The sequence below is a fragment of the Streptomyces filamentosus genome (assembly GCF_014654895.1).
GTDB lineage: Bacteria > Actinomycetota > Actinomycetes > Streptomycetales > Streptomycetaceae > Streptomyces > Streptomyces filamentosus.
In genome coordinates, this window is record NZ_BNBE01000001.1 from 4,031,327 (window position 1) to 4,056,665 (window position 25,339).

Consider the following 25,339-nt stretch of genomic DNA (forward strand, 5'->3'; position numbering starts at 1 on the left):
CCGGGCCGGGCAGGCTGGGGGCATGAGCATCGCCCCGACGACCGGACCCGACGACCGACGGCGGGAACTCGCCGCCTTCCTGCGCAGCCGCCGCGAGCGGGTCACCCCCGAGGAGGTCGGCCTGGTCCGGGGCCGCCGGCGCCGCACCCCGGGCCTGCGCCGCGAGGAGGTCGCCCAGCTCTCGGCCGTCGGCGTCACCTGGTACACCTGGATCGAGCAGGCCCGCGACATCCAGGTATCCCCGCAGGTCCTCGACGCCCTCGCCGGGGCGCTCCTCCTCGACCCGGCCGAGCGCGCCCACCTCTTCGCCCTCGCCGGGCGGCCCGACCCCCGGCCCGGCCTGCCGAGTCCGGCCGTCACCCCCGCCGTGCGGGCGCTGCTCGACCGGCTGGAGCCGCTGCCCGCGGCCGTCCAGAACAGCCGCTTCGACGTCCTCGCCCACAACCGCGTCTTCGGGCGGCTCTTCCGCGACCTCGACGCGCTGCCGCCCGAGGACCGCAACACGCTCTGGCTGGCCTGCACCGATCCGGAGTTCCGGGCCGCCGTCACCGACCCGGACCTGGTCGCCCGCCTCGCCGGGAAGCTGCGCGCCCGGATGGCCGGGTGCCTGGCCGAACCGGCCTGGAAGCGGCTGGTGCAGCGGCTCGAAGCGGCCTCGCCCGAGTTCCGCGAGGTCTGGGCCCGCCGCGACGTGGTCTCCTCCGGCAGCGTGTCCAAGGTCATCCGCAACGCCCTGGTCGGACCGCTGAGCTTCGAGCACACCGACCTGTGGCTCCAGCCCGGCCCCGGCCCCGTCCTCGTCACGTACGTGCCGCTGGACGAGGAGACCCGGGCCGGCTGCGCCCGGCTCCTGGAGCTGGCGGCGGCGGAGCGGGACGCCCGGCCCGCCGCCTGACCAGGCCGTACGCAGGGGGAGGCGCGTCCTCGCCGCTCTCCCCGCCCCGCTCCCGACGGCCGTTCCCCGCGGTACGGGACAATGGGGCCATGACCGCGTTCTCCCCCCTCTCCATCGGCCCGCACCTCGTGCAGCCCCCGGTGGTGCTCGCGCCCATGGCCGGCATCACCAACGCCCCCTTCCGGACCCTCTGCCGCGAGTTCTCCGGCGGGAAGGGCCTGTTCGTGAGCGAGATGATCACGACACGGGCGCTGGTGGAGCGCAACGAGAAGACGATGCAGCTCATCCGCTTCGACGCGACGGAGCAGCCGAGGTCGATCCAGCTGTACGGGGTGGACCCGGTGACCGTCGGCAAGGCGGTGCGGATGATCGTCGACGAGGACCTCGCCGACCACATCGACCTGAACTTCGGCTGCCCGGTGCCGAAGGTGACCCGCAAGGGCGGCGGCTCGGCGCTGCCGTACAAGCGGCCGCTGCTGCGGGCGATCCTGCACGAGGCCGTGACGAACGCCGGGGACCTGCCGGTCACGATGAAGATGCGCAAGGGCATCGACGACGACCACATCACCTACCTGGACGCGGGCCGGATCGCGGTCGAGGAGGGCGTGACGGCGATCGCCCTGCACGGGCGGACGGCGGCGCAGCACTACGGCGGCACGGCCGACTGGGACGCCATCGCGCGGCTCAAGGAGCACGTGCCGGAGATCCCGGTGCTGGGCAACGGCGACATCTGGTCGGCGGACGACGCGGTGCGGATGATGCGCGAGACCGGCTGCGACGGCGTGGTCGTGGGCCGCGGCTGCCTGGGCCGGCCGTGGCTCTTCGCGGACCTGGTGGCGGGCCTGGAGGGCACCGGCGGCTACCGGACGCCGGGCCTGCGGGAGGTCGCGGACGTGATGGTGCGGCACGCGACGCTGCTCGGCGAGTGGATCGGCGACGAGTCGCGCGGTGTCATCGACTTCCGCAAGCACGTGGCCTGGTACCTGAAGGGCTTCTCGGTCGGTTCGGAGATGCGCAAGCGGCTCGCGGTCACCTCGTCCCTGGACGAGCTGCGCGCTCAGTTGAGCGAGCTGGACCTGGACCAGCCGTGGCCGGCGGGGGCGGACGGTCCCCGGGGCCGTACGTCCGGAAACAACCGGGTCGTCCTGCCGGACGGCTGGCTGAAGGACCCCTACGACTGTGCCGGGGTGAGCGAGGACGCCGAGCTGGACACGTCCGGGGGCTGAGATTCCAGCCCTGCCGGAGGAGTGATCCTCGCCACCCCTGAGGGGGGTGGTGCTCAGATGAGCAGGTTACGAGTGGCTGCACCGCTTGAAGGGTGGCACTGGGTGCCACCCTTTTTGCGTTCAAGAGTTGAACGCAAATGCTCACCAAGCCTGCTCAGATGAGCGTTCAGTCCCCGGATTGGGTCAAGCGGGCTTCGGGGCGTGAAAGCGGAAGCTTCACCTCGGTAACTTTCGAAGTGCTGGCGGACGGGTGGTTACGCCCGCGTGACCGGTAGGCGTACCTCCCCAGAAGCCTTCGATCTGGGTATGTTCCTCGCCGTCAGGGCAGCCAACCGAGTCATCGAGGAGTCGGGACCCGTGTCGGAAAACAATGATCAGAAGTTCGTCTACGACTTCACCGAGGGCAACAGGGACCTGAAGGACCTGCTCGGTGGCAAGGGCGCCAACCTCGCCGAGATGACCAACCTCGGCCTCCCGGTGCCCCCGGGCTTCACGATCACCACCGAGGCGTGCAAGGTCTACCTCGAGAGCGGCTCGGAGCCGGTCGAGCTCCGCGACGAGGTGAGCGCCCACCTCGACGCCCTGGAGCGGCAGATGGGCAAGAAGCTCGGCCAGGCCGACGACCCGCTGCTGGTCTCGGTCCGCTCGGGCGCCAAGTTCTCCATGCCGGGCATGATGGACACGGTCCTCAACATCGGCCTCTCGGACGAGTCGGTGACCGGCCTCGCCCGCCAGGCGGACAACGAGCGCTTCGCGTGGGACTCGTACCGCCGGCTCATCCAGATGTTCGGCAAGACCGTCCTCGGCGTCGACGGCGAGCTCTTCGAGGACGCCCTCGACGAGGCCAAGACCGCCAAGCAGGTCGCCAGCGACACCGACCTGGACGCCGCCGACCTGAAGAAGGTCGTCGAGCACTTCAAGAAGATCGTGAAGGCCGAGACCGGCCGCGACTTCCCGCAGGACGCCCGCGAGCAGATGGACCTCGCCATCGAGGCCGTCTTCAACTCGTGGAACACGGACCGCGCCAAGCTGTACCGCCGCCAGGAGCGCATCCCGCACGACCTCGGCACCGCCGTCAACGTCTGCTCCATGGTCTTCGGCAACCTCGGCCCGGACTCCGGCACCGGCGTCGCCTTCACCCGCGACCCCGCCTCCGGCCACGAGGGCGTCTACGGCGACTACCTCCAGAACGCGCAGGGCGAGGACGTCGTCGCCGGCATCCGCAACACGGTGCCGCTGGCCGACCTGGAGTCGATCGACAAGAAGTCGTACGACCAGCTCATGGAGATCATGAGCACCCTGGAGACCCACTACAAGGATCTCTGCGACATCGAGTTCACCATCGAGCGCGGCCAGCTGTGGATGCTCCAGACCCGCGTCGGCAAGCGCACCGCCGGTGCCGCCTTCCGCATCGCGACGCAGCTCGTGGACCAGGGCCTCATCGACGAGGCCGAGGCGCTCCAGCGCGTCACCGGCGCCCAGCTCGCCCAGCTGATGTTCCCGAAGTTCGACGAGCGCGCCGAGGTCGAGCAGATCGGGCGCGGCATCGCCGCCTCCCCGGGCGCCGCCGTCGGCAAGGCCGTCTTCGACTCGTACACGGCCGTCAAGTGGTCCCGCTCCGGCGAGAAGGTCATCCTGATCCGCCGCGAGACCAACCCGGACGACCTGGACGGCATGATCGCCGCCGAGGGCATCCTGACCTCGCGCGGCGGCAAGACCTCGCACGCCGCCGTCGTCGCCCGCGGCATGGGCAAGACCTGTGTCTGCGGCGCCGAGGAGCTGGAGGTCGACACCAAGCGCCGCCGGATGACCACCGCCTCCGGCGTGGTCGTCGAGGAGGGCGACGTCGTCTCCATCGACGGCTCCACCGGCAAGGTGTACCTCGGTGAGGTACCCGTCGTGCCGTCCCCGGTCGTCGAGTACTTCGAGGGCCGCATGCACGCCGGCGCCGACGACGCCGACGAGCTGGTCCAGGCCGTCCACCGGATCATGGCCTACGCCGACCGCGTCCGCCGGCTGCGCGTCCGCGCCAACGCCGACAACGCCGAGGACGCCTCCCGCGCCCGCCGCTTCGGCGCCCAGGGCATCGGCCTGTGCCGCACCGAGCACATGTTCCTCGGCGAGCGCCGCCAGTACGTCGAGCGGCTGATCCTGGCCGACACCGACGCCGAGCGCGACGACGCCCTCAAGGCGCTGCTGCCGCTCCAGAAGGCCGACTTCGTCGAGCTCTTCGAGGCGATGGACGGGCTGCCGGTCACGGTCCGCCTGCTCGACCCGCCGCTGCACGAGTTCCTGCCCGACATCACCGAGCTGTCGGTGCGCGTCGCCCTCGCCGAGTCCCGCAAGGAGCCGCACGAGAACGACCTGCGCCTGCTCCAGGCCGTGCACCGGCTGCACGAGCAGAACCCGATGCTGGGTCTGCGCGGCGTCCGCCTCGGCCTGGTCATCCCCGGCCTGTTCACCATGCAGGTCCGGGCGATCGCCGAGGCCGCGGCCCAGCGGATCGACGCCAAGGGCGACCCGCGCGTCGAGATCATGATCCCGCTCGTCGGCACCGTCCAGGAGCTGGAGATCGTCCGCGAGGACGCCGAGAAGGTCATCGCCGAGGTCGTGGCGGAGACCGGCGTGGAGCTGAAGCTGGCGCTCGGAACCATGATCGAGCTGCCCCGCGCGGCCGTCACCGCCGGCCAGATCGCCGAGGCCGCCGAGTTCTTCTCCTTCGGCACCAACGACCTCACGCAGACGGTCTGGGGCTTCTCCCGCGACGACGTGGAGGCCAGCTTCTTCACCGCGTACCTGGAGAAGGGCATCTTCGGCGTCAGCCCCTTCGAGACCATCGACAAGGACGGCGTCGGCGCCCTCGTGCGCTCCGCGGTCCAGGCCGGCCGGGCCACCCGCCCCGACATCAAGCTGGGCGTCTGCGGCGAGCACGGCGGCGACCCGGAGTCGGTGCACTTCTTCCACGAGGTCGGCCTCGACTACGTCTCCTGCTCGCCCTTCCGGATCCCGGTGGCGCGCCTGGAGGCGGGTCGCGCGGCGGCCGAGTCGAAGGGCAGCGACAGCCGCTGACCCGAGGGCCGAGCGGCCGTGCCCTCCGGCCCGACCGGAAGGCACGACCCGGCCCGTGGAGCCCCCGGGGCCGCCGTCGGCCATCCCTTCCGTACCCTCACCGGCGGACGGCGGCCCCGGATGCGAAAGAAACGGGACGGACGCCTTGTGCGGAGGCGTCCGTCCCGTCGTTTTCACGTCAGATTCACGCTCAATTACGTGCGCATTGAATTATTGGAAATTGAACGTCTGTGTTTGCGGGCGTTTCGGCTGCGGCCCCCGGATCCCCACCCGGGGGCCGCACCCTTTTTCACGCGTCGGGCAGGTGAGCCGCAACCCTCGCCGACCGCCGCCGGACGGGCAAAGCCCCCCACGGTCTTCACCACGTCACCTCGGTCCTGAAGGTTTCCTGTCCGACCCGCACAGCATTTCCGTTGGGCCCTGTTCGCCGCGATGCTTTTCAACTGTGGCTGAAACACCCTGGTAACGTGCAGTGATGGTGTGCATACTCGATCACGGGGTGGTTGCGAGTGCACAGGTGGGGACTTCATGCTTCGTATTCATTTCACCGCGGACGATCTGGCGGGGGTGCGGATCGCCCCTCGTCCTGACGTCCTGTGGGAAACGATTCTCAGCTTTCACCGTTTAAGGGACCGGCGCGGCCCGGTGGTGTTCGGGGGATGGCGTACGGAAACGAGGGCGCGGCTCGGCGGGGAGACCCGGCTGCTCGCCGCCCTCGTGCCCAGCCGGGGTTATTTCCCCGACTTCCTCACCCCGCCGGAGGGCCTCGCCGGGCTCGACGAGGGGCTGCGGGCGGTCCGCGGCACCTCCGCGGGCCGGCTCCGCTCGGAGCTCTCCCTGCTGGCCGCCGACCGGAGCGGCGGCCGGACCGTGCCGCACTCGCTGCGGGCCCTCGCCGACGGCGGCCCGGAGCCCTTCGACCGGTTGATGGGGGCGCTGCGCAGCTACCACCGGGCGGCGGTGGAGCCGTACTGGCCGCACGTGCGGGCGCAGGTCGAGGCCGACCGGGCCCGCCGGGGCCGGGCCGTCCTGGACGGCGGGGCGGAGGAGCTGCTCGGTTCGCTGCCGCCCGCGCTGACCTGGCGGGCGCCGGTCCTGGAGGCCGCCTATCCGGTGGACCGGGACGTGCACCTGGACGGGCGGGGCCTGCTGCTCCAGCCCTCGTACTTCTGCCGGGGCACCCCGGTGATGCTGCGCGACCCGGCGCTGCCGCCGGTGCTGGTCTACCCGGTGGCGCACGGCGGGGCGCCGGCCGTGCGGGCGCCGGGCGCGGGTCCGCTGGCCAAGCTGGTCGGCCACACGCGCGCGGAGGTGCTGCGGGCGATAGGCGACGGGGCGACGACGGGCGAGCTGGCCCGCCGGGCCGGGGTCTCGGCGGCCTCCGCGAGCCAGCACGCGGGCGTGCTGCGGGACGCCGGGCTCATCGCCACCCTCCGGCACGGGAACGCGGTGCTGCACACGCTGACGCCGCTGGGCGCCGCCCTCCTCGGCGGCGGCACCCAGCGGCGCGAGGAGCGCTGTTACGCGCGGAACGGGCCGGTCACCTCGTAGGTGATGCCGCCCGAGGAGCTGCCCGACGTGCCGCGCTGGCTGGAGAAGTACAGCCGCGTGCCGTCGGGGGAGAAGGCCGGTCCGGTGATCTCGGAGCCGGACTGGCCGGTGATCCGCAGGAAGGGCGCGACGGTGTCGTCCGGCGTGATCAGGCAGATCTCCATGTTGCCGCCGTCCTCGGCGACGTACAGGTCGCCGGAGGAGGCGCCGGTGACGTTGTCCACGCCGGTGAGCGGGGCGGCGCCGCCGGGCACCAGCGAGTCGTCGTAGGCGAGCTCGTAGGTGTTGTTCGTGAGGTTCAGCTGCCAGAGGCGGTTGTCGCCCTTGGTGGTGAACCAGACCTTGTCGTCGGCGTAGTGGCAGCCCTCGCCGCCGCTGAACTTCTTCGCGCCGGAGACCTGGGTGCGGGTGGTGGTGGGGGAGCCGTCCGGGTCCGGCACGTTCTGCCAGGTGAAGGAGCCGGAGGTGGCGGTGCCCGCCTTGAGGACCTGGAGGGTGCCGGAGGCGAGGCTGCCCCAGGTGGTGGGGACGAAGCGGTAGAAGCAGCCGTCCGTCTCGTCCTCGGTCAGGTAGACGACCTTGCGGACCGGGTCGGCGGCGGCGGCCTCGTGCTTGAAGCGGCCCATGGCGTCCCGGCGGACGGCGGCGTTCACGCCGTACGGGTCGGTCTCGTAGACGTAGCCGAGGCTGACCTCCTCGCAGGAGAGCCAGGTGTTCCAGGGGGTCTTGCCGCCGGCGCAGTTCTGCCGGGTGTTCGCCAGGACGCGGTACGCGCCGGTGACGGCGCCGGCCGAGGAGAACCGGACCGCGCTCGCGCCGCCGCTCGGGTTGATCTCCGAGTTGGAGACGTAGATCCAGCCCGTGCCGTCGGCGAAGCAGGCGCCGCCGTCGGGGGCGTTGTGCCAGGTGTACGAGGTGCCGGGGACGGTCTGTCCCGAGCGGGCGATGACCCGGCTGGTGAACCCGGCCGGCAGCATGATCCCGTTGGCGTCGGCCGAGCCGAGCGCCCCGTAGGGGCCCGCGCCGGGCTGGGCGGGGGCCGCGTAGGCCGCGCCCCGCATCAGGCTGCCGCCGAAGGCCGCCGCCGACGTGCCGATGACCGCTCCACGCAGGAATCCGCGTCGCTCCACGTGTCTTCTCCAGGGGTGTGGTGACCGCCCGCCGCACGGTCGGCGGCGGGACCGCGCGGGGTATGAACCTAGGAGCCGGTAGTTGACTGTGCATCAACAAACGGTGACGGGAAGGGGGCGGATGCGGGGCGGGGGAGTCGGAGGCGGGGCGGTGCCGGAGGCGAGGGACAGGGGCGGGTGCCGGTGCCGGGGAGCGGGGCGTTAGGTTGCGGGCCATGGACGTCGGGGCGCGGTTGATCGGATCGGTACGGCTGCCGGGGGCGGTGGCCCTCGTGGAGGGGCCGCCCCACGGCGCCCCGGCCGGGCGGCTCGCGCTGCGGCGCGGCGACCGCCTGGAGGTGTACGGGGTGGCGGCGCTCTTCGCGGACGCGCCGGGCCCCGAGGCGGGCCTCCCGCGCCTTGAGGCGGGCGCGCCGGCCTCCGAGGCGGGCCTCCCGCGCCCCGAGGCGGTCTTCCCCGCCCCCTGGCCCGGCTGGGACCGGGGCGTCGACGCGGTCGCGCCGGACGGGAGCTTCGCCGTCTTCTCGGGGCAGCGGGCCGTCCGGGCGGTCGCGGCCGGCGGACGCGTCCTCTGGGAGCACCGGCACGGCTGCTGGGGCCCGGTGGTCGGCCACCCGCACACCGGCGACGAGCAGGAGGTCTGCGCGGGGCTGGAGCACGGCTCGGTGCACGTCTCCGCCGACGGGCGGACCGTCCGGGCCCACGTCGTCGACGCGGACGGGACCGAGCAGTGGGTGGTGCTGGACGCCCGGGACGGGCGGGAGACCGCCCGGACCCCGCTGGAGGACAGCGCGGCCTCCGGCTCGCACCAGTTCTCGCTGCCGGGCGACGGGACCGTGCTGCTCTGCATCGGCATGGGGCAGGACGGCGTCCTGCTCTACGGAGCGGGCGGAGCGGGCGAGAAGGACGGAGAGGCCGGGGAGGCGGTGTCCGGCGTACGGGACCTGGGGGAGGACCTCGACCGGATCCTGCTCGACGTCCACCCCGACCGGCCCGTCTACCTGACCGTCGAGCACTCCTGCGACGACCTCCGGTTGCACGCCCCGGACGGCACCGTCCTCGCCGGGCGGGACGCCTCCGAGCTGGGCGAGGACCGGTGCTGGGACTACGCGGCGGGGTTCGTCGACGCGGACACGGTCGTGGCCGCCGCCGAGAACGGCGAGGAGGAGGACGGACCCGGGCACTGGCTCCTCGACGCGCACTCCCTCGCGATCCTCGGCCCCGTCGCCTACCCGCACCCCGCCACCGGCTGCGTCCGGGCCCTCGGCGACGGCACCTGGCTCACCCACGACCGGGACACGGACACCCTGAGCCGCTGGGGCCGGGCGGAGGGCTGAGCGGACGGGACCTTCGGCACTGGGGACGGAGGGGGACGGCCCGGCAGACTGGACGCATGCGCGAGACCCGGGAGCCCACCGACATCGGCGGCCGCGACGACCTCGACGTGCTGCTGCGCCGCTTCTACACCGCGGCCTTCGCCGACCCCCTCATCGGTCCCTTCTTCACCGAGGTCGCCGGCACGGACCTGGAGGTCCACCTGCCGCGCATCGCCGACTTCTGGGAGCGCGCCCTCTTCCGTACCGCCGCGTACGGGCGGGACGCCTTCGCCCCGCACGCCGCCCTGCACTCCGCCCGGCCGCTCGCCCCCGCCCACTTCGGCCGCTGGGTGCAGCTCTGGCACGCGGCCGTCGACGGGCTCCACCGGGGCCCGCTCGCGGACCGGGCGAAGGCGATGGGGGAGCGGATCTCCGTCTCGATGATGAAGCGGCTCGGCGGCCCGGGTGCGGCGGCCGAGGCGGCCTCCGGCGGGACGGGCGGTTTCGTCCCGCTGGCCGCCCTCGCCCTGCGGACCGCGGCCTGAGCGAGAAGAATTCTCCGGCGGAGCGATGAGTTCGGGCCGGCCGGGCCGTCTTACCTCTCGACAGCACCGCTCGACGGCATCGCACGACGGAGAAGAGAGAACACGTCATGGCCCCGCAGATGATCTTCGTGAACCTGCCCGTGAAGGACCTCGGCGTCAGCAGGACCTTCTACGAGAAGCTCGGGTACACGATCAACCCGCAGTTCAGCGACGACAGCACGGCCTGTGTGGTGATCAGCGACACCATCTTCGTCATGCTGCTCACCGAGGAGAAGTTCCTCTCCTTCACCGCCCCCGGCAAGGCGGTCGCCGACGCCTCCGCCACCACCCAGGTGCTGCTCTCCCTGAACGCCGAGAGCCGCGAGCAGGCCGACGAACTGGCCGACCGGGCCCTCGCGTCGGGCGGCGGCCCGGCGAAGGAGCCGCTGGACATGGGCTTCATGTACGGCCGTTCCTTCGCCGACCCGGACGGGCACCACTGGGAGGTCTTCTGGATGGACCCGGCCGCGATGGAGGGCTGAGCGCCCTCCGCCCGCGCTCCCGCCCCGGGGCGCTCAGGCGGAGACGCCGCCGTCGACCACCAGGTCGGTGCCGACGGTGGAGCCCGCCGCGTCCGACGCGAGGTGCAGCACCGCCGCCGCGACCTCGGCGGCCGAGGTGATCCGGCCCAGCGGCGACTGCTCCTTCATCCGGACCTCCCGCTCGGCCTCCGTCTCGCCGGGCAGCAGCGACATGGCGGACTCGGCGGCGCCGGGGCTGACCGCGTTGATGCGGACCCCGTCGCCGATGTGGTCGCGGGCCGCGGCGCGGGTCAGCGCGGAGACGGCCGCCTTGGACACCTGGTAGCCGAAGACGCCGGGGATCCGGACGTGCGCGCCCAGGTTGGACGAGATGTTGACGATCGCGCCGCCGCCGTGCGCCCGCATGTGGGCGACCTCGGCCTGGAGGGCGTTCAGGACGCCGGTGACGTTGGTGTCGAGGAGGGCCCGCCAGTCGTCGAGGGGGAAGTCGGCGGCGCTGTGGCCGCCCCGGAAGATCCCCGCGTTGTTCACGGCGACGTCGAGCCCGCCGTACGCCTCGACCGCGCTCCGGACCAGGGCGCGGGTGGACCCGGGGTCGGTGACGTCGGCGGTGACGGCGGTCGCGGTACCGCCTTCGGCCTCGATCAGGGCCACGGTCTCGCCGAGGGCCCCGGCGGTGCGGCCGGCGGCCACCACCTTCGCGCCCTCGGCGGCGAAGGCGCGGGCGATCTCCCGGCCGAGGCCGGAGCCGGCCCCGGTGACGAGGACGACGCGGCCGGTGAAGCGTGCGGACATGGGAACTCCCCTGTGGTCGTGGGTCACTTGACGGGTCGTCCGCCGAGCGGCGGCAGCCCGGCGAAGGCGGGGCCGCGGGCGGCGCCGAGGAGGATCGGCGCGCTCGAGCCGGCGCCGGGTCCGGCCCCGGGCTCCGTGGCCGTGGTGGTGTGCGCGGGTGTCGTCATGCCGCCCCCCGATGTTCTGTACTTGACCGTACATTCCAGAATCGAGCCCGGAAGAAGGCGCCCGCAGGGGGCGCCCGTCCCTGGCGGCCGCTCAGTCCAGCAGCCGCAGGGCCTCCTCCGCCGCGTCCCGCACCCTGGCCGGGTCCGTGGACGCCTTGCCGACCACCCGGACGCCCTGGAGCAGGACCAGGAGCATCCGGGAGAGGGTGCGCGGATCGCGGCCCTCCGGCAGCTCCCCCTGGGCGCGGGCCCGGGTGAGCGCCGCGTACAGCAGGGTCTCGACCTGCTCCCAGCTCAGCTCGACCCGACGGGCCACCGCCGGGTCGTGCGGGCCCAGTTCGGCGGCCGAGTTGGTGACGAAGCAGCCGGTCAGCCGCTCGCCCTCCGCCGTCGCCTCGGCGGCGAAGCGGCGGACGACGGCCCGCACGGCCGGCAGTGCGGGGCCCGGCGCGGACAGCTCCTCGACGAGTCGGGGGTCCCGGGTCTCCAGGTAGCGGTCCAGCGCCCTCAGGTACAGCTCGCGCTTGTTGCCGAAGGTCGCGTAGATGCTGGCCCGGCCGATGCCGAGGTGCTCCACGAGGTCCGCCATCGACGTCGCCTCGTAGCCGCGCGCCCAGAACAGGTCGAGCGCCGCCCGGAGCGCGGCCTCGGGGTCGAATTCCTTGGTCCTGGCCACGCGTTGGACCCTACGTCTTTCTGGAACGAACGGTCAAGCTAGATGGTGCGCACCGGATACACCGCCACCGTCACCCCGTCGTCGTCCAGGCACCGCCCCGTCTCCAGGTCGAAGCGCTGCTTCAGGAGCGGCGAGGCCACGAACGTACGCCCGTCCGCCGTGCCGATCAGCCCCCGGGACAGCACCTGAGCGCCGGTGAACGGGTCGCGGTTGTCGATCGCGTACGCGCGGCCCGCCCGGTCCCGGAAGACCGCTGCCTGCCGGCCGTCCGGCAGCAGTGCCGCCAGGCCCCGGCCCGGGGTCAGCCGGGCCTCCTCGCAGACCGTCATCCAGGAGTTGGGGGCCGGGGAGAGTTCGAGCGTCGTCGGTGTCGTCATCGGGACGTGGCTCCTTCCAGGGTGCCGATCGTCAGGATCGTCAGGTCGGGCTTGATCTGGTCGCGCTCCGGGACGAAGCGCACGGTCGGGTCCGGGGTCTCCGGCGCGTTCACGAAGGAGACGAAGCGCCGCAGCCGCTCCGGGTCGTCCAGGGTCTCGGCCCACTCGTCGCGGTAGCCGGCGACGTGCTCCGCCATCAGCCCCTCCAGCTCGTCGCAGAGGCCCAGCGAGTCCTTCACGACCACGTCCCGGAGGTGGTCGAGGCCGCCCTCCAGGCGCTCCAGCCAGACCGACGTCCGCTCCAGGCGGTCCGCCGTCCGGATGTAGAACATCAGGAACCGGTCGATCAGCCGGATCAGTTCGGCGTCCGACAGGTCCTGGGCGAGCAGGTCCGCGTGGCGCGGGGTCGCGCCGCCGTTGCCGCCCACGTACAGGTTCCAGCCGCTCGCCGTCGCGATCACGCCGAAGTCCTTCGACTGGGCCTCGGCGCACTCGCGGGCGCAGCCGGAGACCGCCGACTTCAGCTTGTGCGGGGCGCGCAGGCCCCGGTAGCGCAGCTCCAGCCGGATCGCCATCTTCACCGAGTCCTGCACGCCGTAGCGGCACCAGGTCTGCCCCACGCAGGACTTCACCGTCCGCAGCGCCTTGCCGTAGGCGTGCCCGGACTCGAAGCCGGCGTCCACCAGGCGGGTCCAGATCCCCGGGAGCTGGTCCACCCGGGCGCCGAAGAGGTCGATCCGCTGGCCGCCGGTGATCTTCGTGTAGAGGCCGTAGTCCCGGGCCACCTCGCCGATCACGATCAGCTTCTCCGGGGTGATCTCGCCGCCGGGGATGCGGGGGACCACCGAATAGGAGCCGTTGCGCTGGAGGTTGGCCAGGTGGTGGTCGTTGGTGTCCTGGAGCGCGGCCTGCTCGCCGTCGAGGATGTAGCCGCCGAGCCCGAGGGTCGGCGCGAGCGAGGCCAGGATGGAGCCGACGGTCGGCTTGCACACCTCGCAGCCCTCGCCGCCCTTCGCCGCCTCCCGGCCGTGCGAGTCCAGCAGTGCGGCGAAGGACGTCACCCGCAGGGTGCGGGCGATCTCGTAGAGCTCGGTGCGGGTGTGGGAGAAGCAGCCGCACAGCCCCTGGTCGGCGGCCTTCGGCAGCAGCTTCTCGATCACCTTCACGCAACTGCCGCAGCCGGTACCGGCCTTGGTGCACCTCTTCACCTCGGGCAGCGAGGCGCACTGGGTGATGGCGTGCTTGGTGACGTTGTGGCAGGAGCAGATGACGGCGTCGTCCGGCAGCGCGGACGGGCCGAGGGCCACCGGCGCGCCCGCGCCCGCCGGGAGCACCAGCTGCTCGGGGGCGACCGGCGGCTTCGTGCCGGTCAGCGGGCGCAGCAGGCCGTACGACTCGGCGTCGCCGACCAGCACGCCGCCGAGCAGCCGGCCCTCGCCGTCCATCACCAGCTTCTTGTAGACGCCCGCGCGGGAGTCCGAGTAGACGACGTCGAGGCAGCCCTCCGCGGTGCCGTGCGCGTCGCCGAAGGAGGCCACGTCCACGCCGAGCAGCTTCAGCTTCGTCGACAGGTCGGCCCCGGTGAATCCGGTGTCGCCGCCCGCCTCCCCGGCGAGCACCGCGGCCACCGTCTGCGCCATCTCGTACCCCGGCGCGACCAGGCCGTAGACCCGCCCGTCCGAGGCGAGCGCGCACTCGCCGATCGCGAAGACCGCCGGGTCGGAGGTGCGGCACAGCTCGTCCACGGCGATGCCGCCGCGCTCGCCCACGCCGAGCCCGCAGTCGCGCGCCAGCTGGTCCCGGGGGCGGACGCCCGCCGAGAACACCACCATGTCGACGGCGAGTTCGGAGCCGTCCGACAGCTTCATGCCGGTCACGGCGCCGGCGGTCGCCACGACCTCCTGGGTGCCCGTGCCGGTGTGCACGGTCAGCCCCATCCCCTCGATCGTCCGCAGCAGCGCAGCGCCGCCGCCCTCGTCGACCTGCACCGGCATCAGCCGCGGCGCGAACTCCACGATGTGCGTGGCCAGTCCGAGGCCCTTCAGCGCGCCGGCCGCCTCCAGGCCGAGCAGCCCGCCGCCGACCACCGCGCCCGTCGCCGCCGTCTTCGCGTACTCCTCGATCGCGAGCAGGTCCTCGATCGTGCGGTACACGAAACAGCCGGCGGCGTCCTTGCCGGGGACCGGGGGCACGAAGGGGTACGAGCCGGTGGCGAGCACCAGGTGGTCGTAGGCGACGACCCGCCCCGACCGGGCGGTCACCGTCCGCGCCGCGCGGTCGATCGCCACGACCGGCTCGTCGGTGTGCAGCTCGATGCCGTGCCGCTCCATGAAGCCGTCCTCGACCATCGACAGGTCGTCGGGCGTCCTCCCGGAGAAGTACGAGGTCAGCTGGACGCGGTCGTAGGCGGGGCGGGGCTCCTCGCAGAGCACCACGATCCGGGCCCGCTCGGTGACGCCCCGGTCGGCGAGCGCCTCCAGGAACCGCTGGCCGACCATTCCGTGGCCGACCAGGACGATGGTGGGGGTGGTCATGAGGAGCCTCCGTCGTGGGTGAGCAGGTGCAGCAGGGGGGCCTCGGGGAGGGCTTCGTCGCCCTCCCAGGCCCGTGCGAGCGCGCCGACCGCGGCCAGGTCGCCGAGGAGGACGCCCCCGACGAGCCGGTTGTCGCGGACGACGACCTTGCGGTAGGCGCCCTTGGTCGCGTCGGCCAGCTGGACGACGTCGTCGCCCGGCCGTGCGGTGGCCTCGCCGAAGGCGGCGAGGTCCAGCGGCCGCGCCCCGCCGAGGGTGAGCCGGGTCAGCGCCCGGGTGCCGGGGTAGCGGGACCCGGCGGCGCCGGAGAGCACGTCCGCGAGGACGTCCGCCTGTTCGAGCGCCGGGCCCGCCAGGCCGTAGACCCGTCCCGCGTGCTCGGCGCAGTCGCCGATCGCGTGGACGTACGGGTCCGAGGTCCGCAGCTCGTCGTCGACGACGATCCCCGTCCGCACGTCGAGCCCCGCCTCGCGGGCCAGCGCCACCCGGGGCCGCACCCCGCAGGCCAGCACCACGACCTGCGCGTCCAGGACGAAGCCGTCGGCCAGCTCGACCGCCGTCACCGCCCCGTCCCGCTGCCGCAGCCCGCTGACCCGGCACTCGGTGTGCGTCTCGACGCCGAGCCCGTCCAGGTGCTCCCGCAGCAGCGCGGAGGCGTGCGGGTCCAGGTGCCGCTCCATCAGGCCCTCGCCCTGCTGGGTGAGGACCACCTCGGCGCCCAGCGCGGCGAGCGCCCGCGCCGCGGACACCCCGAGGAGGCCGCCGCCGACGACGACCGCCCGCACCCCGGGCCGGACGGCGGCCCGCAGCGCGAGGCAGTCGTCGAGGGTGCGGAAGGGGTGCACGCCCTCCGGCAGCTCCGCCCCGCGCAGTCCGCGCAGCGGCGGCAGCACCGGGTTGGAGCCGGTGGCCAGGACCAGCCGGTCGTACGGCACGAGCGCCCCGTCGGAGCACTCCACGGTCCGGGCCGCCCGGTCGATCCGCACCGCCCGCACCCCGCGGCGCACCGGCTCGCGGGGCTCGGGCAGGGCGATGACCTCGGGCGCGTACCGTCCGGCGAGGACGTCGGCGAGGAGCACCCGGTTGTACGGGGCGTGCGCCTCCTCGCCGAGGAGGGTGACCGGCAGGCGCTGGGCGAGGCGGAGGCCCGCCGTTCCGCCCCCGACCACCACGATCCGTGTACTCATGTCCGGAAGGGTGCGGGCCCGGTGTTTCCCGGTGGCATCCCGGCTGTTTCCCGTACGGAACGCTGATCTCCGCGGGGGGAGGAGGGGGCTGTGAGGCGGCCGGGCGGGCCGCCGGGACCGCCGGGTTAAGCCGTGATCAGGCTCGCCTCAAGACGGCCTTAAGGATTGCGGCGGCGGGCCCGCGCCCGGGATTCCGGCCCGCGGGCCGCCCTAGGGTGCCGAAGGTGACCACCGAGGCCCGCCCCCACCCCCTCTACGCCCCCGTCGCGGTGCCGCTCGCGCCGTCCGTGCCGCCGGTGCCGCCCGGTCCTCCGGACGGGGGCCGGGCGGACCGGCCCGCCGGGCACGACGCGGGGCTGCGGGCCGCCCGCCGCGCCGCGCGGGCCGCAGCCGCATCCGTACCCGCACCCGGACCCGCATCCGCAGCCGGACCCGCATCCGCACCCGTCCCCGCTCCCGTTCCCGGCCCCGCGCCCCGGCTCGCGCCCGAGCGGCTGCGGGCCGGGATCCTCGGCGGGGCGGGGGCCGTGGCGCTGCTGTGGGGGGTGCAGGCGCGGCCGTCCGCCCGCCTCGACGCCTTCTTCGCCACCGGCGCGCACCTCGCCGGGCTCCTCGCCGGGTACGGCGTCCTCGTGCTGCTCCTGCTGATGGCCCGGGTCCCGGCCGTCGAGCACGGCGTCGGCGCCGACCGGCTGGCCCGCTGGCACTCCCGGGGCGGCCGGTACGTCCTCGGCCTGATCGCCGCGCACACGGTCCTCGCCCTCTGCGGCTACGCCGTGCACACCCGTACCGACCTCCTCACCGCCACCGGCGATCTCCTCTCCTACGGGGCGATCGCCGCCGCCGCGGCCGGCACCGCCCTCCTCACCGCCGTCGGCGTCACCTCGGCCCGGGCCGTGCGGGGCCGGATCCGCCACGAGACCTGGCACGCCGTCCACCTCGGCGCCCTGCTCGCCGCCGCGCTCGGCTTCGTCCACCAGCTCGCGGGCCCCGACATCGCCGGCGGGCTCCCCACCCGCTGGCTGTGGTCGATGGCCCACGCCACCGTCGCCGTCCTCCTCCTCTGGTACCGCTTCGCCGTGCCCGTCCGCGCGGCCCTCCGCCACGACCTCAGGGTCGCCGAGGTCCGCGACGAGGCGCCCGGCGTCGTCTCCGTCCTGGTGCGCGGCCGGGGAGTGGCCCGGCTCCGTGCCGAACCCGGCCAGTTCTTCCGCTGGCGCTTCCTCAGCCGCGGGCTGTGGGCCACCGCCCTGCCGTTCTCGCTGTCCGCGCCGGTCCGCGACGACACCCTCCGGATCACCGTGAAGGTCCGCGGCGACCACACCCGCCGGGTCCGCCGGCTCCGCCCCGGCACCCGCGTCCTCGCCTCCGGCCCCTACGGGGCGCTCACCGCCCACCGCCGCACCCGCCGCAAGGTCCTGCTGCTCGCGGGCGGCGTCGGCATCACCCCGCTGCGCGCCCTCTTCGAGACGCTGCCCGGCGGCCCCGGCGACATGACCCTGCTCTACCGCGCCTCCGACGAGGGCGGGCTCGTGCTGCGCGCGGAGCTGGAGGCCATCGCCCGCGAGCGCCGGGCCGCCCTGCACTACCTGCTGGGCCCCTCGGACGGCTCGTACGACCCGCTCGCCCCGCGCGCCCTGCGCGCCCTCGTCCCCGACCTCGCCGCCCACGACGTCTACCTCTGCGGCCCGCCCGCCATGGTCCGCGCCGCGACCGCCTCGCTGCGCCGGGCCGGCGTCCCGGCCGCCCGCATCCACGCCGAGAACTTCGAGGAGCCCGCCCGTGCCTGACACCGCCCCGCCCCGGCACCGGGCGCGTCCGAAGCCGCCCACCGAGGAGCGGCTGCGCCGCCGGCTCGCCGCCGTGCTCCTCGCCACCGGGGCGCTCGCCGCGACCCTGCTCACCGCCGCCGTGGACCCGGCCGCGCCGCCCGCCCCGGACCGGGAGCCGGGGCACGCAAGCTCAGACCTTGCTCAATGATCAGGCGATCGATGGACGGGCCAACGATCCCGTCCCTAGGCTCGCGGCCATGCCCGACATCGCCCTCACCACCCTGGTCCTGCTGTGCCTGGCCGCGCTCGTCGCGGGCTGGATCGACGCCGTGGTCGGGGGCGGCGGGCTCCTGCTCCTGCCGGCGCTGCTGATCGCCTTCCCCACCGCCCCGAACGGCTACGTCCTCGGCACCAACAAGGCGGTCGCGATCGTCGGCACCACAGGCGCGGCGGTCACCTACGCCCGCAGGACGAAGGTGCCGGTGTGGACGGCGGTGCGGGTCGGGCTCGCGGCCCTCGTGGGCTCGTCGTTCGGCGCCCTCTTCGTGACGATGATCAGCAGGGAGGTGCTCCGGCCGCTGATCATCGTGGTGCTCGTGGCGGTGGCCGCCTTCGTGATCCTGCGGCCCTCGTTCGGGGCGAAGGTCGCGGACGAGGACCGGGCGCCGCTCACCCGGGCCCGGATCCTCACCGCGATCGTCCTCGTCGGCGGCGGCATCGGCTTCTACGACGGCCTGTTCGGGCCCGGCACCGGCACCTTCCTGGTGCTCGCCCTGACCGCCGTGCTCCACCTGGACCTGGTGACGGCCTCCGCCACCGCCAAGATCGTCAACGTCTGCACCAACGCGGGCGCCCTCGTCACCTTCGCCCTGACCGGCACCGTCTACTGGCAGCTGGCCGCCCTGATGGCCCTCTTCAACCTGACCGGCGGCATGATCGGCGCCCGGATGGCGCTCAGCAAGGGCTCGGGCTTCGTCCGCGGGGTGCTGCTCGTCGTGGTCCTCTCGATGGTCGCGAAGCTCGGCTGGGACCAGTGGGCGTGAGCCGGGCCCGGTTCAGCGCACCCCGATGAGGTGCCCGAAGGCGACCACGTTCCCCTGGTAGCCGCCCCGCTTCGCGGAGAAGCCGCCGCCGCAGGTGATGACCCGGAGCTCGGCGCGGTCGGTCGCGCCGTACACCTTCTCGTCGGGGAAGGCGTCGTTGTCGTAGACCTCGACGGCGTCGACGGTGAAGACCGCCGTCCTGCCGTCCTCGCGGTCGATCTCGATCCGGTGGCCCTTCTTCAGGGCGCCGAGGGTGTAGAAGACGGCGGGGCCGCCGGCGTTGTCGACGTGCCCGGCGACGATCGCGGTGCCCTTGGCGCCGGGCGTGACGCCGTCCCCGTACCAGCCGGCCAGGTTGCGGTCCTCGGCCGGCGGCACCTCCAGGGAGCCGTTTCCGGCCAGTCCGAGCCGGGTCATCGGGGCGTCCACGTCGGTCTCCGGGATGCGCAGCCGCACCGGCGGGGACGAGGGCAGCGGGTCGGCGGCGGCGTCGGTGTGCACGCTCGGCCCGGCGGCGAACGCCTGCGCGGCGGACGGCACGGGCGGGGTGACGTCCTGCGAGCCGTTCTGGACGAGCCAGAGGCCGACGCAGGCGGCCACCGCGATGCCCCAGCCCTTGCTCCTGTTGCTCACGTCGGTTCCTCACTCCGGGAGGGTGGGGGTGGGGGAAGAGATGGGCCCGCCCCCGGCCGGCCGTGTGCGGGAGCCGGGCGGGGGCGGGACGGGGCGGTGTGCTCAGTGGCCCTGGGCGCCGCTCGCCCGGCGCCGCAGGAGCCACACACCGCCGACGGCAGCCGCGGCCAGCACCGCCGCGCCCGCCGTGACCTGGGCGGTGTCGGGGCCGATGCTGCCGCCGACACCGGTCTTCACGTGACCGCTGGGTTCGCGGTGCTTCACCGTCAGCTCGCCCCGCGCGGTCCGCCCGTTGTCGCAGGCCACGCCGATCCAGTAGGTGCCCGGCTTGGCGTGCTGGGGGACGGTGAACTGCCCGACCACGACCTCCTTGTGCGTGCTCGGGTTGAGCTGGAACTCCCCGGCGCCGAGCGCGTTGGCGTCGCCGACGCCGTGGCCGTCCTTGCCGCAGGCCAGGGTGTTGACTGTGACGGTGGTGCCGGGGGAGGCGGAGGAGGGGTAGACCTCCAGCGTCTCGGGGCCGTCGTTGTTCGCGTACGCGGCGGGCGCGGCGAACGCGCCGAGCGCGACGACCGTCAGCGCGGTTCCGGTGAGCAGGCGGGCAGTGGGGCGCATGGTGGGGTCCTCCGGGGCGCGCGGTCGTTCGGTGTTCCGTAGGACCGCGATGACGGCCCCACGACCGAGATAACGGCCCCGCCCCGCGCCCCGCCTGCTGATGGGTCATCAGGATTGCGCCGTCCGGTGCGGCGCGCCGACTGGCGGCTGGGCGTTTGCGCAGGTCGGAGGCATTTTCGAGCCATCGGCCGACACCCCGTGCCGAACGGGTGAGCGGGTCGCCCGCCCGCCCGGCAGTCCCCCGTGCCGCCCGGCCGTCCCCGGTGCCGCCCGCCCGGCAGCCGCCGTCCCGCCCGCCCGGCCGTCCGCCGTCCCGCCCGCCCGTCCTCCGCCCCGTCCCGCAGCGGACGGCCCTTCCCCGCCCGCTCTCTCTGTCCGCCCCCTCCCCGCCCCCTCTCACCCCGCCGGAAGGATCTCCTCGGCCGGTGCCTCCGCGAGCGCCACCAGGAGCCGGTCCAGCAGCTCCCCGTCCACCGGGTACGTCACCCCGTCGATCGCCGTCACGGGCGCGATCGTGCGGGAGTTGACGGTGAACGCGGCCCGGAAGGAGGGGAGTTCGGCGAGGGTGACCGGGCGGTGCAGCGAGGGGAGGCGGGGGGCGAGCAGCGACATGGTGATGCCGGTGAGGTGGGGGGCGGTCGGCCAAACCAGGCGGGTGCCGTCCCAGAAGGCGACGTTGGCGACCGCGCCCTCGGCGACCTCGCCCGCCGGGGTGGTCAGCAGGGCCTCGTCGAAGCCGGCGCGGCGGGCCGCGTCGCCGTGGTACCTCTGCCCGAAGCCGCCGAGGTGCTTGAGGTGCGCCGCCGGGCGCAGGTGGTCGACGGCGGTCAGGCGCTGCGGGGCGCCGGGCCCGTCGGGCGCGGCCTCGCGGACGGTGACGACCACCCGGAACCCGGGCCCGTCCCCGTAGACGTACACCCGCGCGGAGGAGTCCCGCCGTCCGGACCCCTCGACGGCCCGCGCGAGGAGCCGCCGGACCCGCTCGCCGGGCAGCGGCCGGCCGAACAGCTCGCGGGTGGCCCCGTCCAGGCGGTCGAGGTGCAGCCCGAGGCCCTTCACCCGGCCGTCGCGCACCTGCATCGCGGTGAAGTGGCCGTAGCCGCCCAACAGCAGGGCGAGCGGCCCCGGTTCGGCGGCGGGGACGCCGTCGATCTCGACGTGCAGGGGGGCCGGGGGAGGGGTGGTCGTCATGGGGTCACGGTAGTCCCGGGAAACTCCTCCCGGCGGGACTTGACCTCAACCAAACTTCAGGTCCCAGGATTCTCCGCATGGACACCACGAACGCCGCCCAGGCCGCCGCCCCCCTGACCCTCGCCCTCGTCGTCGCCAGCGACCGCGAAGGACGCTTCGCCCCCGTCGTCGCCGACTGGTTCCGCACCCGCGTCGCCGAGCGCGCCGACTTCGAGCTCACCGTCGTCGACCTCGCCGAGGTCTCCCTGCCCACCACCCTCTCCCACGATCCGGGCCCGGAGGTCCGGGCCGAACTGGCCCGGGTCACGCCGGTCCTGGAGGCCGCCGACGCCTACGTCGTCCTCACCCCCGAGTACAACCACTCCTTCCCCGCCTCCCTGAAGAACCTCGTCGACCGCCACTACACCGAGTGGCGCGCCAAGCCCGTCGGCTTCGTCTCCTACGGCGGCATCTCCGGCGGCATCCGGGCCGTCGAGCAGCTCCGCCAGGTCTACGCCGAGATGCACGCCGTGACCGTCCGCGACGGCGTCGTCCTGCCCAACGTCCACGGGCAGTTCGAGGACGGCCTGCTCAAGGACCCCACGGGCCCCGAGGCCGGCGCCAAGTTGATGCTCGACCAGCTCGCCTGGTGGGGCCGCGCCCTCAAGGACGCCAAGGCGGTCCGGCCGTACGCCGTCTGACCGGCCGCGCGGTTACGGTGGGGGCGTGACCAGCCTCCCCGCCTCCGGCGCCCTCACCGTGACCACCACCACCGACAGCCGGGACAAGGCGGAGGCGCTCGCGCGCGGCGCCGTCGAGGCCCGCCTCGCGGCCTGCGCGCAGGTCACCGGGCCCGTCACCTCCGTCTACCACTGGAAGTCCGCCGTCGAGACCGCCGAGGAGTGGCGGGTCGACCTCAAGACCACCGAGGCGCGGTACGCCGCCCTGGAGGCCCACCTCCTCGCCGCGCACGACTACGAGACCCCGGAGGTCGTCGCCACCCCGCTCGTCCGGATCTCCGCCGCCTACCGGGAATGGCTGGAAACCGAGGTCTCCGCCGTGTGACCCTGCCACTCTTCGTCCACGGCGCCCCGCCCCGGCGGACGCCGCCACGACCGGCTCCTCCTCGGCCGCACCGCCACCGAGGAGGACGCCCTCCTTCCGGGCGCGCCCCCGGCCGCCCGCCTCCCCGGCGCGCTCCCGCGCGACGCGGCCCCGGCGACCGGTTCAGCCGCGTTCCAGGCGGACCGCGCACACCTTGAACTCGGGCATCCGCGAGACCGGGTCGAGCGCCGGGTTCACCAGCGTGTTCGCCCGCCCCTCCCCGTACCAGTGGAAGGGCATGAAGACGGTGTCCGGGCGGATCGCCCCGGTGATCCGGGCCGGGGCCACCGCCCGCCCCCGCCGCGACACCACGGCCACCGGCTCGCCCTCCGCGACCCCCAGCCGCTCCGCGAGCCGCGGGTGCAGCTCCACGAACGGGCCGGGCGCGGCGGCGTTCAGCTCCGCCACCCGCCGGGTCTGCGCCCCCGACTGGTACTGGGCGACGACCCGGCCGGTGGTGAGGACCACCGGATAGTCGGCGTCGGTCTCCTCGGCCGGCGGCCGGTGCGTCACCGGCACGAAGCGGGCCCGGCCGTCGGCGGTCGCGAACCGGTCGAGGAACAGCCGGGGCGTGCCCGCGTGGTCGTCCTCGCCGGGGCCCGTCCCGGGACAGGGCCAGAAGACCCCCTGCTCCTCCTCGATCCGCCGGTAGCTGATGCCGGAGTAGTCGGCGGGGCCGCCCGCCGACGCCCGCCGCAGCTCCTCGAAGACCTCCTCCGGGTCGGCGGGGAAGCCCTTCTCCCAGCCGAGCAGCGCGGCCAGCGCGTGCAGCACCTCCAGGTCGGTGCGCACCCCGGCCGGCGGGTCGAGGGCGCGGCGGCGCAGCAGCACCCGCCCCTCCAGGTTGGTCATCGTGCCGGTCTCCTCCGCCCACTGCGTCACCGGCAGGACGACGTCGGCGAGCGCGGCGGTCTCGGACAGGACGACGTCGGCGACGGCGAGGAAGTCCAGCGAGCGCAGCCGGTCCTCCACGTGCGCGGCGCGCGGCGCGGAGACGACCGGGTTGGAGCCCATCAGGAGCAGCGACCGCACCTCCCCGCCGAGCGCGTCGAGGAGTTCGTACGCGCTGCGCCCCGGCCCCGGCAGGGTCTCGGGGGCGACGCCCCACACCCCGGCGACGTGGGCGCGGGCGGCGGGGTCGTCGAGCTTGCGGTAGCCGGGCAGCTGGTCGGCCTTCTGGCCGTGCTCCCGGCCGCCCTGGCCGTTGCCCTGGCCGGTGAGGCAGCCGTAGCCGGAGAGCGGCCGGCCGGCCCGCCCGGTGGCGAGGCAGAGGTTGATCCAGGCGCCGACGGTGTCGGTGCCCTTGGACTGCTGCTCGGGGCCGCGCGCGGTGAGCACCATGCCGGAGGGCGCGTCGCAGAACAGCGCGACGGCCTCCCGGAGCAGCGGCACGGGCACGCCGGTGATCCGCTCGACGTGCTCGGGCCAGTGCGCCATCGCCCCGGCGCGGGCCGCCTCCCAGCCGGTGGTGCGCTCCGCGACGAACGCCTCGTCGACCCGGCCCTCCGCGACCACCAGGTGCAGCAGGCCGAGGGCGAGCGCGAGGTCGGTGCCCGGGCGGGGTGCGAGGTGGAGGTCGGCCTGCTCGGCGGTGCGGGTGCGGCGGGGGTCGACGACGATCAGCTTTCCGCCGTTCTCCCGCAGCTCCGTGAGGTAGCGCAGCGCCGGGGGCATGGTCTCGGCCAGGTTGGAGCCGACGAGGATCACGCAGCCGGTCCTCGGGACGTCCTCCAGCGGGAAGGGCAGGCCCCGGTCGAGGCCGAAGGCCCGCTGGTGGGCGGCGGCGGCCGAGGACATGCAGAAGCGGCCGTTGTAGTCGATCTGCGAGGTGGCGAGGACGAGCCGGGCGAACTTGCCGAGCGCGTACGCCTTCTCGTTGGTGAGCCCGCCGCCGCCGAAGACGCCCACGGCGTCGGGGCCGTGGTCGGCGCGGGTCCGGCGCAGACCCTCGGCGACTGCGGAGAGGGCCTCCTCCCAGGAGGCCGGTTCGAGCGCCCCGGAGTCAGGGCGGCGCACCAGGGGCCCGGTGAGCCTGACCCGGGAGGAGAGCACGGAGGGGGCGGTGCGGCCCTTGCCGCACAGCGCGCCCCGGTTGACCGGGAAGTCGGTCCGCTCGACCACCTCGGCGGGTGGCTCCGCCGCGCCGGTCGGACGGAGCTTCATGCCGCACTGCAGGGCGCAGTAGGGGCAGTGGGTGGGGACGGCGGTGGCGTCGGGCATGCCGCCCAGGGTGCGTCGGGCGTGTTACGGGCGGCGGCGTCCCGTATTACGGGCGGGGGGCCCTCCCCTCAGGGCCGCGGGGCGCGGAGGGTGAGGCCAGGGCCTCGGTGACCCCGGCCTCCTCGGGGCCGAGGAAGCGCGGGTCGGGCCGCAGGGCCGCGTCCAGGGCGGCCTTCCCGGCGGCGAACACCTCCCGGGTGGTGCCGTAGTACCAGGTGGCGTCGTGCGGTTCGGCGACCCCGACGCCGTACGAGGCGACCCCGGCCCGCTCGCACAGGGCGACGGCCCGCTTGACGTGGAAGTCCTGGGTGACGAGGACCGCCCGGTCCACGCCGAAGACCTTGCGGGCCCGCACGCAGCTGTCCCAGGTGTCGAAGCCGGCGTAGTCGCTGACGACCTTGTCGTCCGGGACGCCCCGGGCCGCCAGGTAGGCGCGCATGGCGCCCGGCTCGTCGTACTCGGTGCGGCTGTTGTCGCCGGTGACGAGGAGGACCTTCACCTTGCCGGTGCGGTACAGCTCGGCGGCCGTGTCCAGCCGGTGCGCCAGGTACGGGGTCGGACGCCCCTTCCACAGTCCCGCGCCGAAGACCACGGCGACGTCCCCGGCGGGCACGTCGGCCGTGGTGCGCAGCTTCCCGGCGGCGGCCGTGTGCATCCAGGTCGCGGGTGCCAGGGCCAGCACGGCGGCCGCCATCACGGCCTGCACGGCACGGCGGCGGGCCTGCACGGTGCGCGGGAGCCACCGGGGGGACCTGACCTGCATCGGGGGACTCCTGGGGGTCGGGGAAGGGCG

The 25,339-nt window shown here is 74.3% G+C and carries 24 protein-coding genes; 12 read left to right on the forward strand and 12 right to left on the reverse strand.

Annotated elements, in window-relative coordinates:
• Positions 1 to 22: 22 nt before the first annotated feature.
• From IE326_RS18085 to IE326_RS18100, 4 genes are all read left to right on the forward strand, one after another.
• A complete protein-coding gene (locus IE326_RS18085; protein WP_150228103.1) occupies positions 23 to 895 on the forward strand; it encodes an MmyB family transcriptional regulator in 873 nt (290 codons plus the stop codon).
• A gap of 89 nt (positions 896 to 984) precedes the next feature.
• Positions 985 to 2,121, forward strand: a complete 1,137-nt coding sequence (dusB, locus tag IE326_RS18090; protein WP_030761791.1) for a tRNA dihydrouridine synthase DusB — start codon at positions 985 to 987, stop codon at positions 2,119 to 2,121.
• 357 nt (positions 2,122 to 2,478) lie between these two features.
• A complete protein-coding gene (ppdK, locus tag IE326_RS18095; protein WP_150228102.1) occupies positions 2,479 to 5,190 on the forward strand; it encodes a pyruvate, phosphate dikinase in 2,712 nt (903 codons plus the stop codon).
• A 528-nt stretch (positions 5,191 to 5,718) separates the two neighbouring features.
• Positions 5,719 to 6,741 carry an ArsR/SmtB family transcription factor gene (locus IE326_RS18100; protein ID WP_190042033.1) on the forward strand — a complete coding sequence of 341 codons (1,023 nt, stop codon included), beginning with the start codon at positions 5,719 to 5,721 and terminating at the stop codon, positions 6,739 to 6,741.
• Here IE326_RS18100 and IE326_RS18105 read toward each other — a convergent pair.
• The gene (locus IE326_RS18105) at positions 6,711 to 7,871 is read right to left on the reverse strand and encodes an alkaline phosphatase PhoX (RefSeq protein ID WP_190042034.1); all 1,161 of its coding nucleotides are present in this window, start codon (positions 7,869 to 7,871) and stop codon (positions 6,711 to 6,713) included. The two genes, IE326_RS18100 and IE326_RS18105, sit on opposite strands and share 31 nt — an antisense overlap.
• A 215-nt stretch (positions 7,872 to 8,086) precedes the next feature.
• Between IE326_RS18105 and IE326_RS18110 the strand changes: the two genes are divergently transcribed.
• The 3 genes from IE326_RS18110 (at position 8,087) to IE326_RS18120 (ending at position 10,253) form a co-directional block, all read left to right on the forward strand.
• On the forward strand, positions 8,087 to 9,208 hold the full coding sequence (locus IE326_RS18110; protein WP_190042035.1) for a hypothetical protein: 1,122 nt from the start codon (positions 8,087 to 8,089) through the stop codon (positions 9,206 to 9,208).
• Between the two features lie 56 nt (positions 9,209 to 9,264).
• Positions 9,265 to 9,732, forward strand: a complete 468-nt coding sequence (locus IE326_RS18115; RefSeq protein WP_150228099.1) for a group III truncated hemoglobin — start codon at positions 9,265 to 9,267, stop codon at positions 9,730 to 9,732.
• A 107-nt stretch (positions 9,733 to 9,839) separates the two neighbouring features.
• Entirely contained in the window at positions 9,840 to 10,253 is a 414-nt protein-coding gene (locus tag IE326_RS18120) for a VOC family protein (RefSeq protein ID WP_150228098.1), read from the forward strand.
• 33 nt (positions 10,254 to 10,286) lie between these two features.
• Here IE326_RS18120 and IE326_RS18125 read toward each other — a convergent pair whose 3' ends face one another.
• The 6 genes from IE326_RS18125 to IE326_RS18150 all read right to left on the reverse strand — a co-directional run bounded on the left by IE326_RS18125 (position 10,287) and on the right by IE326_RS18150 (position 15,989).
• Positions 10,287 to 11,048 (reverse strand): SDR family NAD(P)-dependent oxidoreductase, encoded by a 762-nt coding sequence (locus IE326_RS18125; RefSeq protein WP_150228097.1) that lies wholly within the window; start codon positions 11,046 to 11,048, stop codon positions 10,287 to 10,289.
• Between the two features lie 23 nt (positions 11,049 to 11,071).
• Positions 11,072 to 11,215: a hypothetical protein gene (locus tag IE326_RS18130; RefSeq protein ID WP_170313815.1), complete on the reverse strand. Its 144-nt coding sequence runs from the start codon at positions 11,213 to 11,215 to the stop codon at positions 11,072 to 11,074.
• A 91-nt stretch (positions 11,216 to 11,306) separates the two neighbouring features.
• A complete protein-coding gene (locus IE326_RS18135) occupies positions 11,307 to 11,891 on the reverse strand; it encodes a TetR/AcrR family transcriptional regulator (protein ID WP_190042036.1) in 585 nt (194 codons plus the stop codon).
• 38 nt (positions 11,892 to 11,929) lie between these two features.
• On the reverse strand, positions 11,930 to 12,268 hold the full coding sequence (gene nirD, locus IE326_RS18140) for a nitrite reductase small subunit NirD (protein WP_190042037.1): 339 nt from the start codon (positions 12,266 to 12,268) through the stop codon (positions 11,930 to 11,932).
• Entirely contained in the window at positions 12,265 to 14,802 is a 2,538-nt protein-coding gene (gene nirB, locus IE326_RS18145; protein WP_190042038.1) for a nitrite reductase large subunit NirB, read from the reverse strand. Before nirB ends, nirD begins: the two co-directional genes overlap by 4 nt.
• Positions 14,799 to 15,989, reverse strand: a complete 1,191-nt coding sequence (locus IE326_RS18150) for an NAD(P)/FAD-dependent oxidoreductase (protein ID WP_150228093.1) — start codon at positions 15,987 to 15,989, stop codon at positions 14,799 to 14,801. The genes nirB and IE326_RS18150 overlap by 4 nt, the downstream gene beginning before the upstream one ends.
• Positions 15,990 to 16,495: 506 nt before the next feature.
• Here IE326_RS18150 and IE326_RS18155 point away from each other — a divergent pair.
• From IE326_RS18155 to IE326_RS18165, 3 genes are read left to right on the forward strand one after another with little or no spacing between them, the layout of a single operon-like run.
• Entirely contained in the window at positions 16,496 to 17,779 is a 1,284-nt protein-coding gene (locus tag IE326_RS18155; RefSeq protein WP_190042283.1) for a ferredoxin reductase family protein, read from the forward strand.
• Positions 17,772 to 17,969: a hypothetical protein gene (locus IE326_RS18160; RefSeq protein WP_150228092.1), complete on the forward strand. Its 198-nt coding sequence runs from the start codon at positions 17,772 to 17,774 to the stop codon at positions 17,967 to 17,969. The genes IE326_RS18155 and IE326_RS18160 overlap by 8 nt, the downstream gene beginning before the upstream one ends.
• Before the next feature lie 49 nt (positions 17,970 to 18,018).
• Positions 18,019 to 18,804 (forward strand): sulfite exporter TauE/SafE family protein, encoded by a 786-nt coding sequence (locus IE326_RS18165; RefSeq protein WP_150228091.1) that lies wholly within the window; start codon positions 18,019 to 18,021, stop codon positions 18,802 to 18,804.
• 12 nt (positions 18,805 to 18,816) lie between these two features.
• Here the strand turns inward: IE326_RS18165 and IE326_RS18170 are convergent, their stop codons facing one another.
• From IE326_RS18170 to IE326_RS18180, 3 genes are all read right to left on the reverse strand, one after another.
• Entirely contained in the window at positions 18,817 to 19,437 is a 621-nt protein-coding gene (locus IE326_RS18170; RefSeq protein WP_150228090.1) for a class F sortase, read from the reverse strand.
• A 102-nt stretch (positions 19,438 to 19,539) separates the two neighbouring features.
• Positions 19,540 to 20,052 carry a GVDTG sorting domain-containing protein gene (locus IE326_RS18175; protein WP_150228089.1) on the reverse strand — a complete coding sequence of 171 codons (513 nt, stop codon included), beginning with the start codon at positions 20,050 to 20,052 and terminating at the stop codon, positions 19,540 to 19,542.
• 396 nt (positions 20,053 to 20,448) lie between these two features.
• A complete protein-coding gene (locus IE326_RS18180; protein ID WP_190042039.1) occupies positions 20,449 to 21,243 on the reverse strand; it encodes an aminotransferase class IV in 795 nt (264 codons plus the stop codon).
• 77 nt (positions 21,244 to 21,320) lie between these two features.
• On the opposite strand from IE326_RS18180, the gene IE326_RS18185 reads away from it, so the two are divergent.
• Both IE326_RS18185 and cutA read left to right on the forward strand, forming a co-directional pair.
• On the forward strand, positions 21,321 to 21,923 hold the full coding sequence (locus IE326_RS18185) for an NADPH-dependent FMN reductase (protein ID WP_150228087.1): 603 nt from the start codon (positions 21,321 to 21,323) through the stop codon (positions 21,921 to 21,923).
• Between the two features lie 25 nt (positions 21,924 to 21,948).
• Positions 21,949 to 22,287: a divalent-cation tolerance protein CutA gene (gene cutA, locus IE326_RS18190; protein WP_150228086.1), complete on the forward strand. Its 339-nt coding sequence runs from the start codon at positions 21,949 to 21,951 to the stop codon at positions 22,285 to 22,287.
• A gap of 162 nt (positions 22,288 to 22,449) precedes the next feature.
• Here the strand turns inward: cutA and IE326_RS18195 are convergent, their stop codons facing one another.
• Both IE326_RS18195 and IE326_RS18200 read right to left on the reverse strand, forming a co-directional pair.
• Positions 22,450 to 24,546 carry a molybdopterin oxidoreductase family protein gene (locus tag IE326_RS18195; RefSeq protein ID WP_150228085.1) on the reverse strand — a complete coding sequence of 699 codons (2,097 nt, stop codon included), beginning with the start codon at positions 24,544 to 24,546 and terminating at the stop codon, positions 22,450 to 22,452.
• 46 nt (positions 24,547 to 24,592) lie between these two features.
• Positions 24,593 to 25,309, reverse strand: coding sequence for a SanA/YdcF family protein (locus IE326_RS18200; RefSeq protein ID WP_150228084.1), 717 nt, complete (start codon positions 25,307 to 25,309; stop codon positions 24,593 to 24,595).
• Positions 25,310 to 25,339 lie beyond the last annotated feature (30 nt).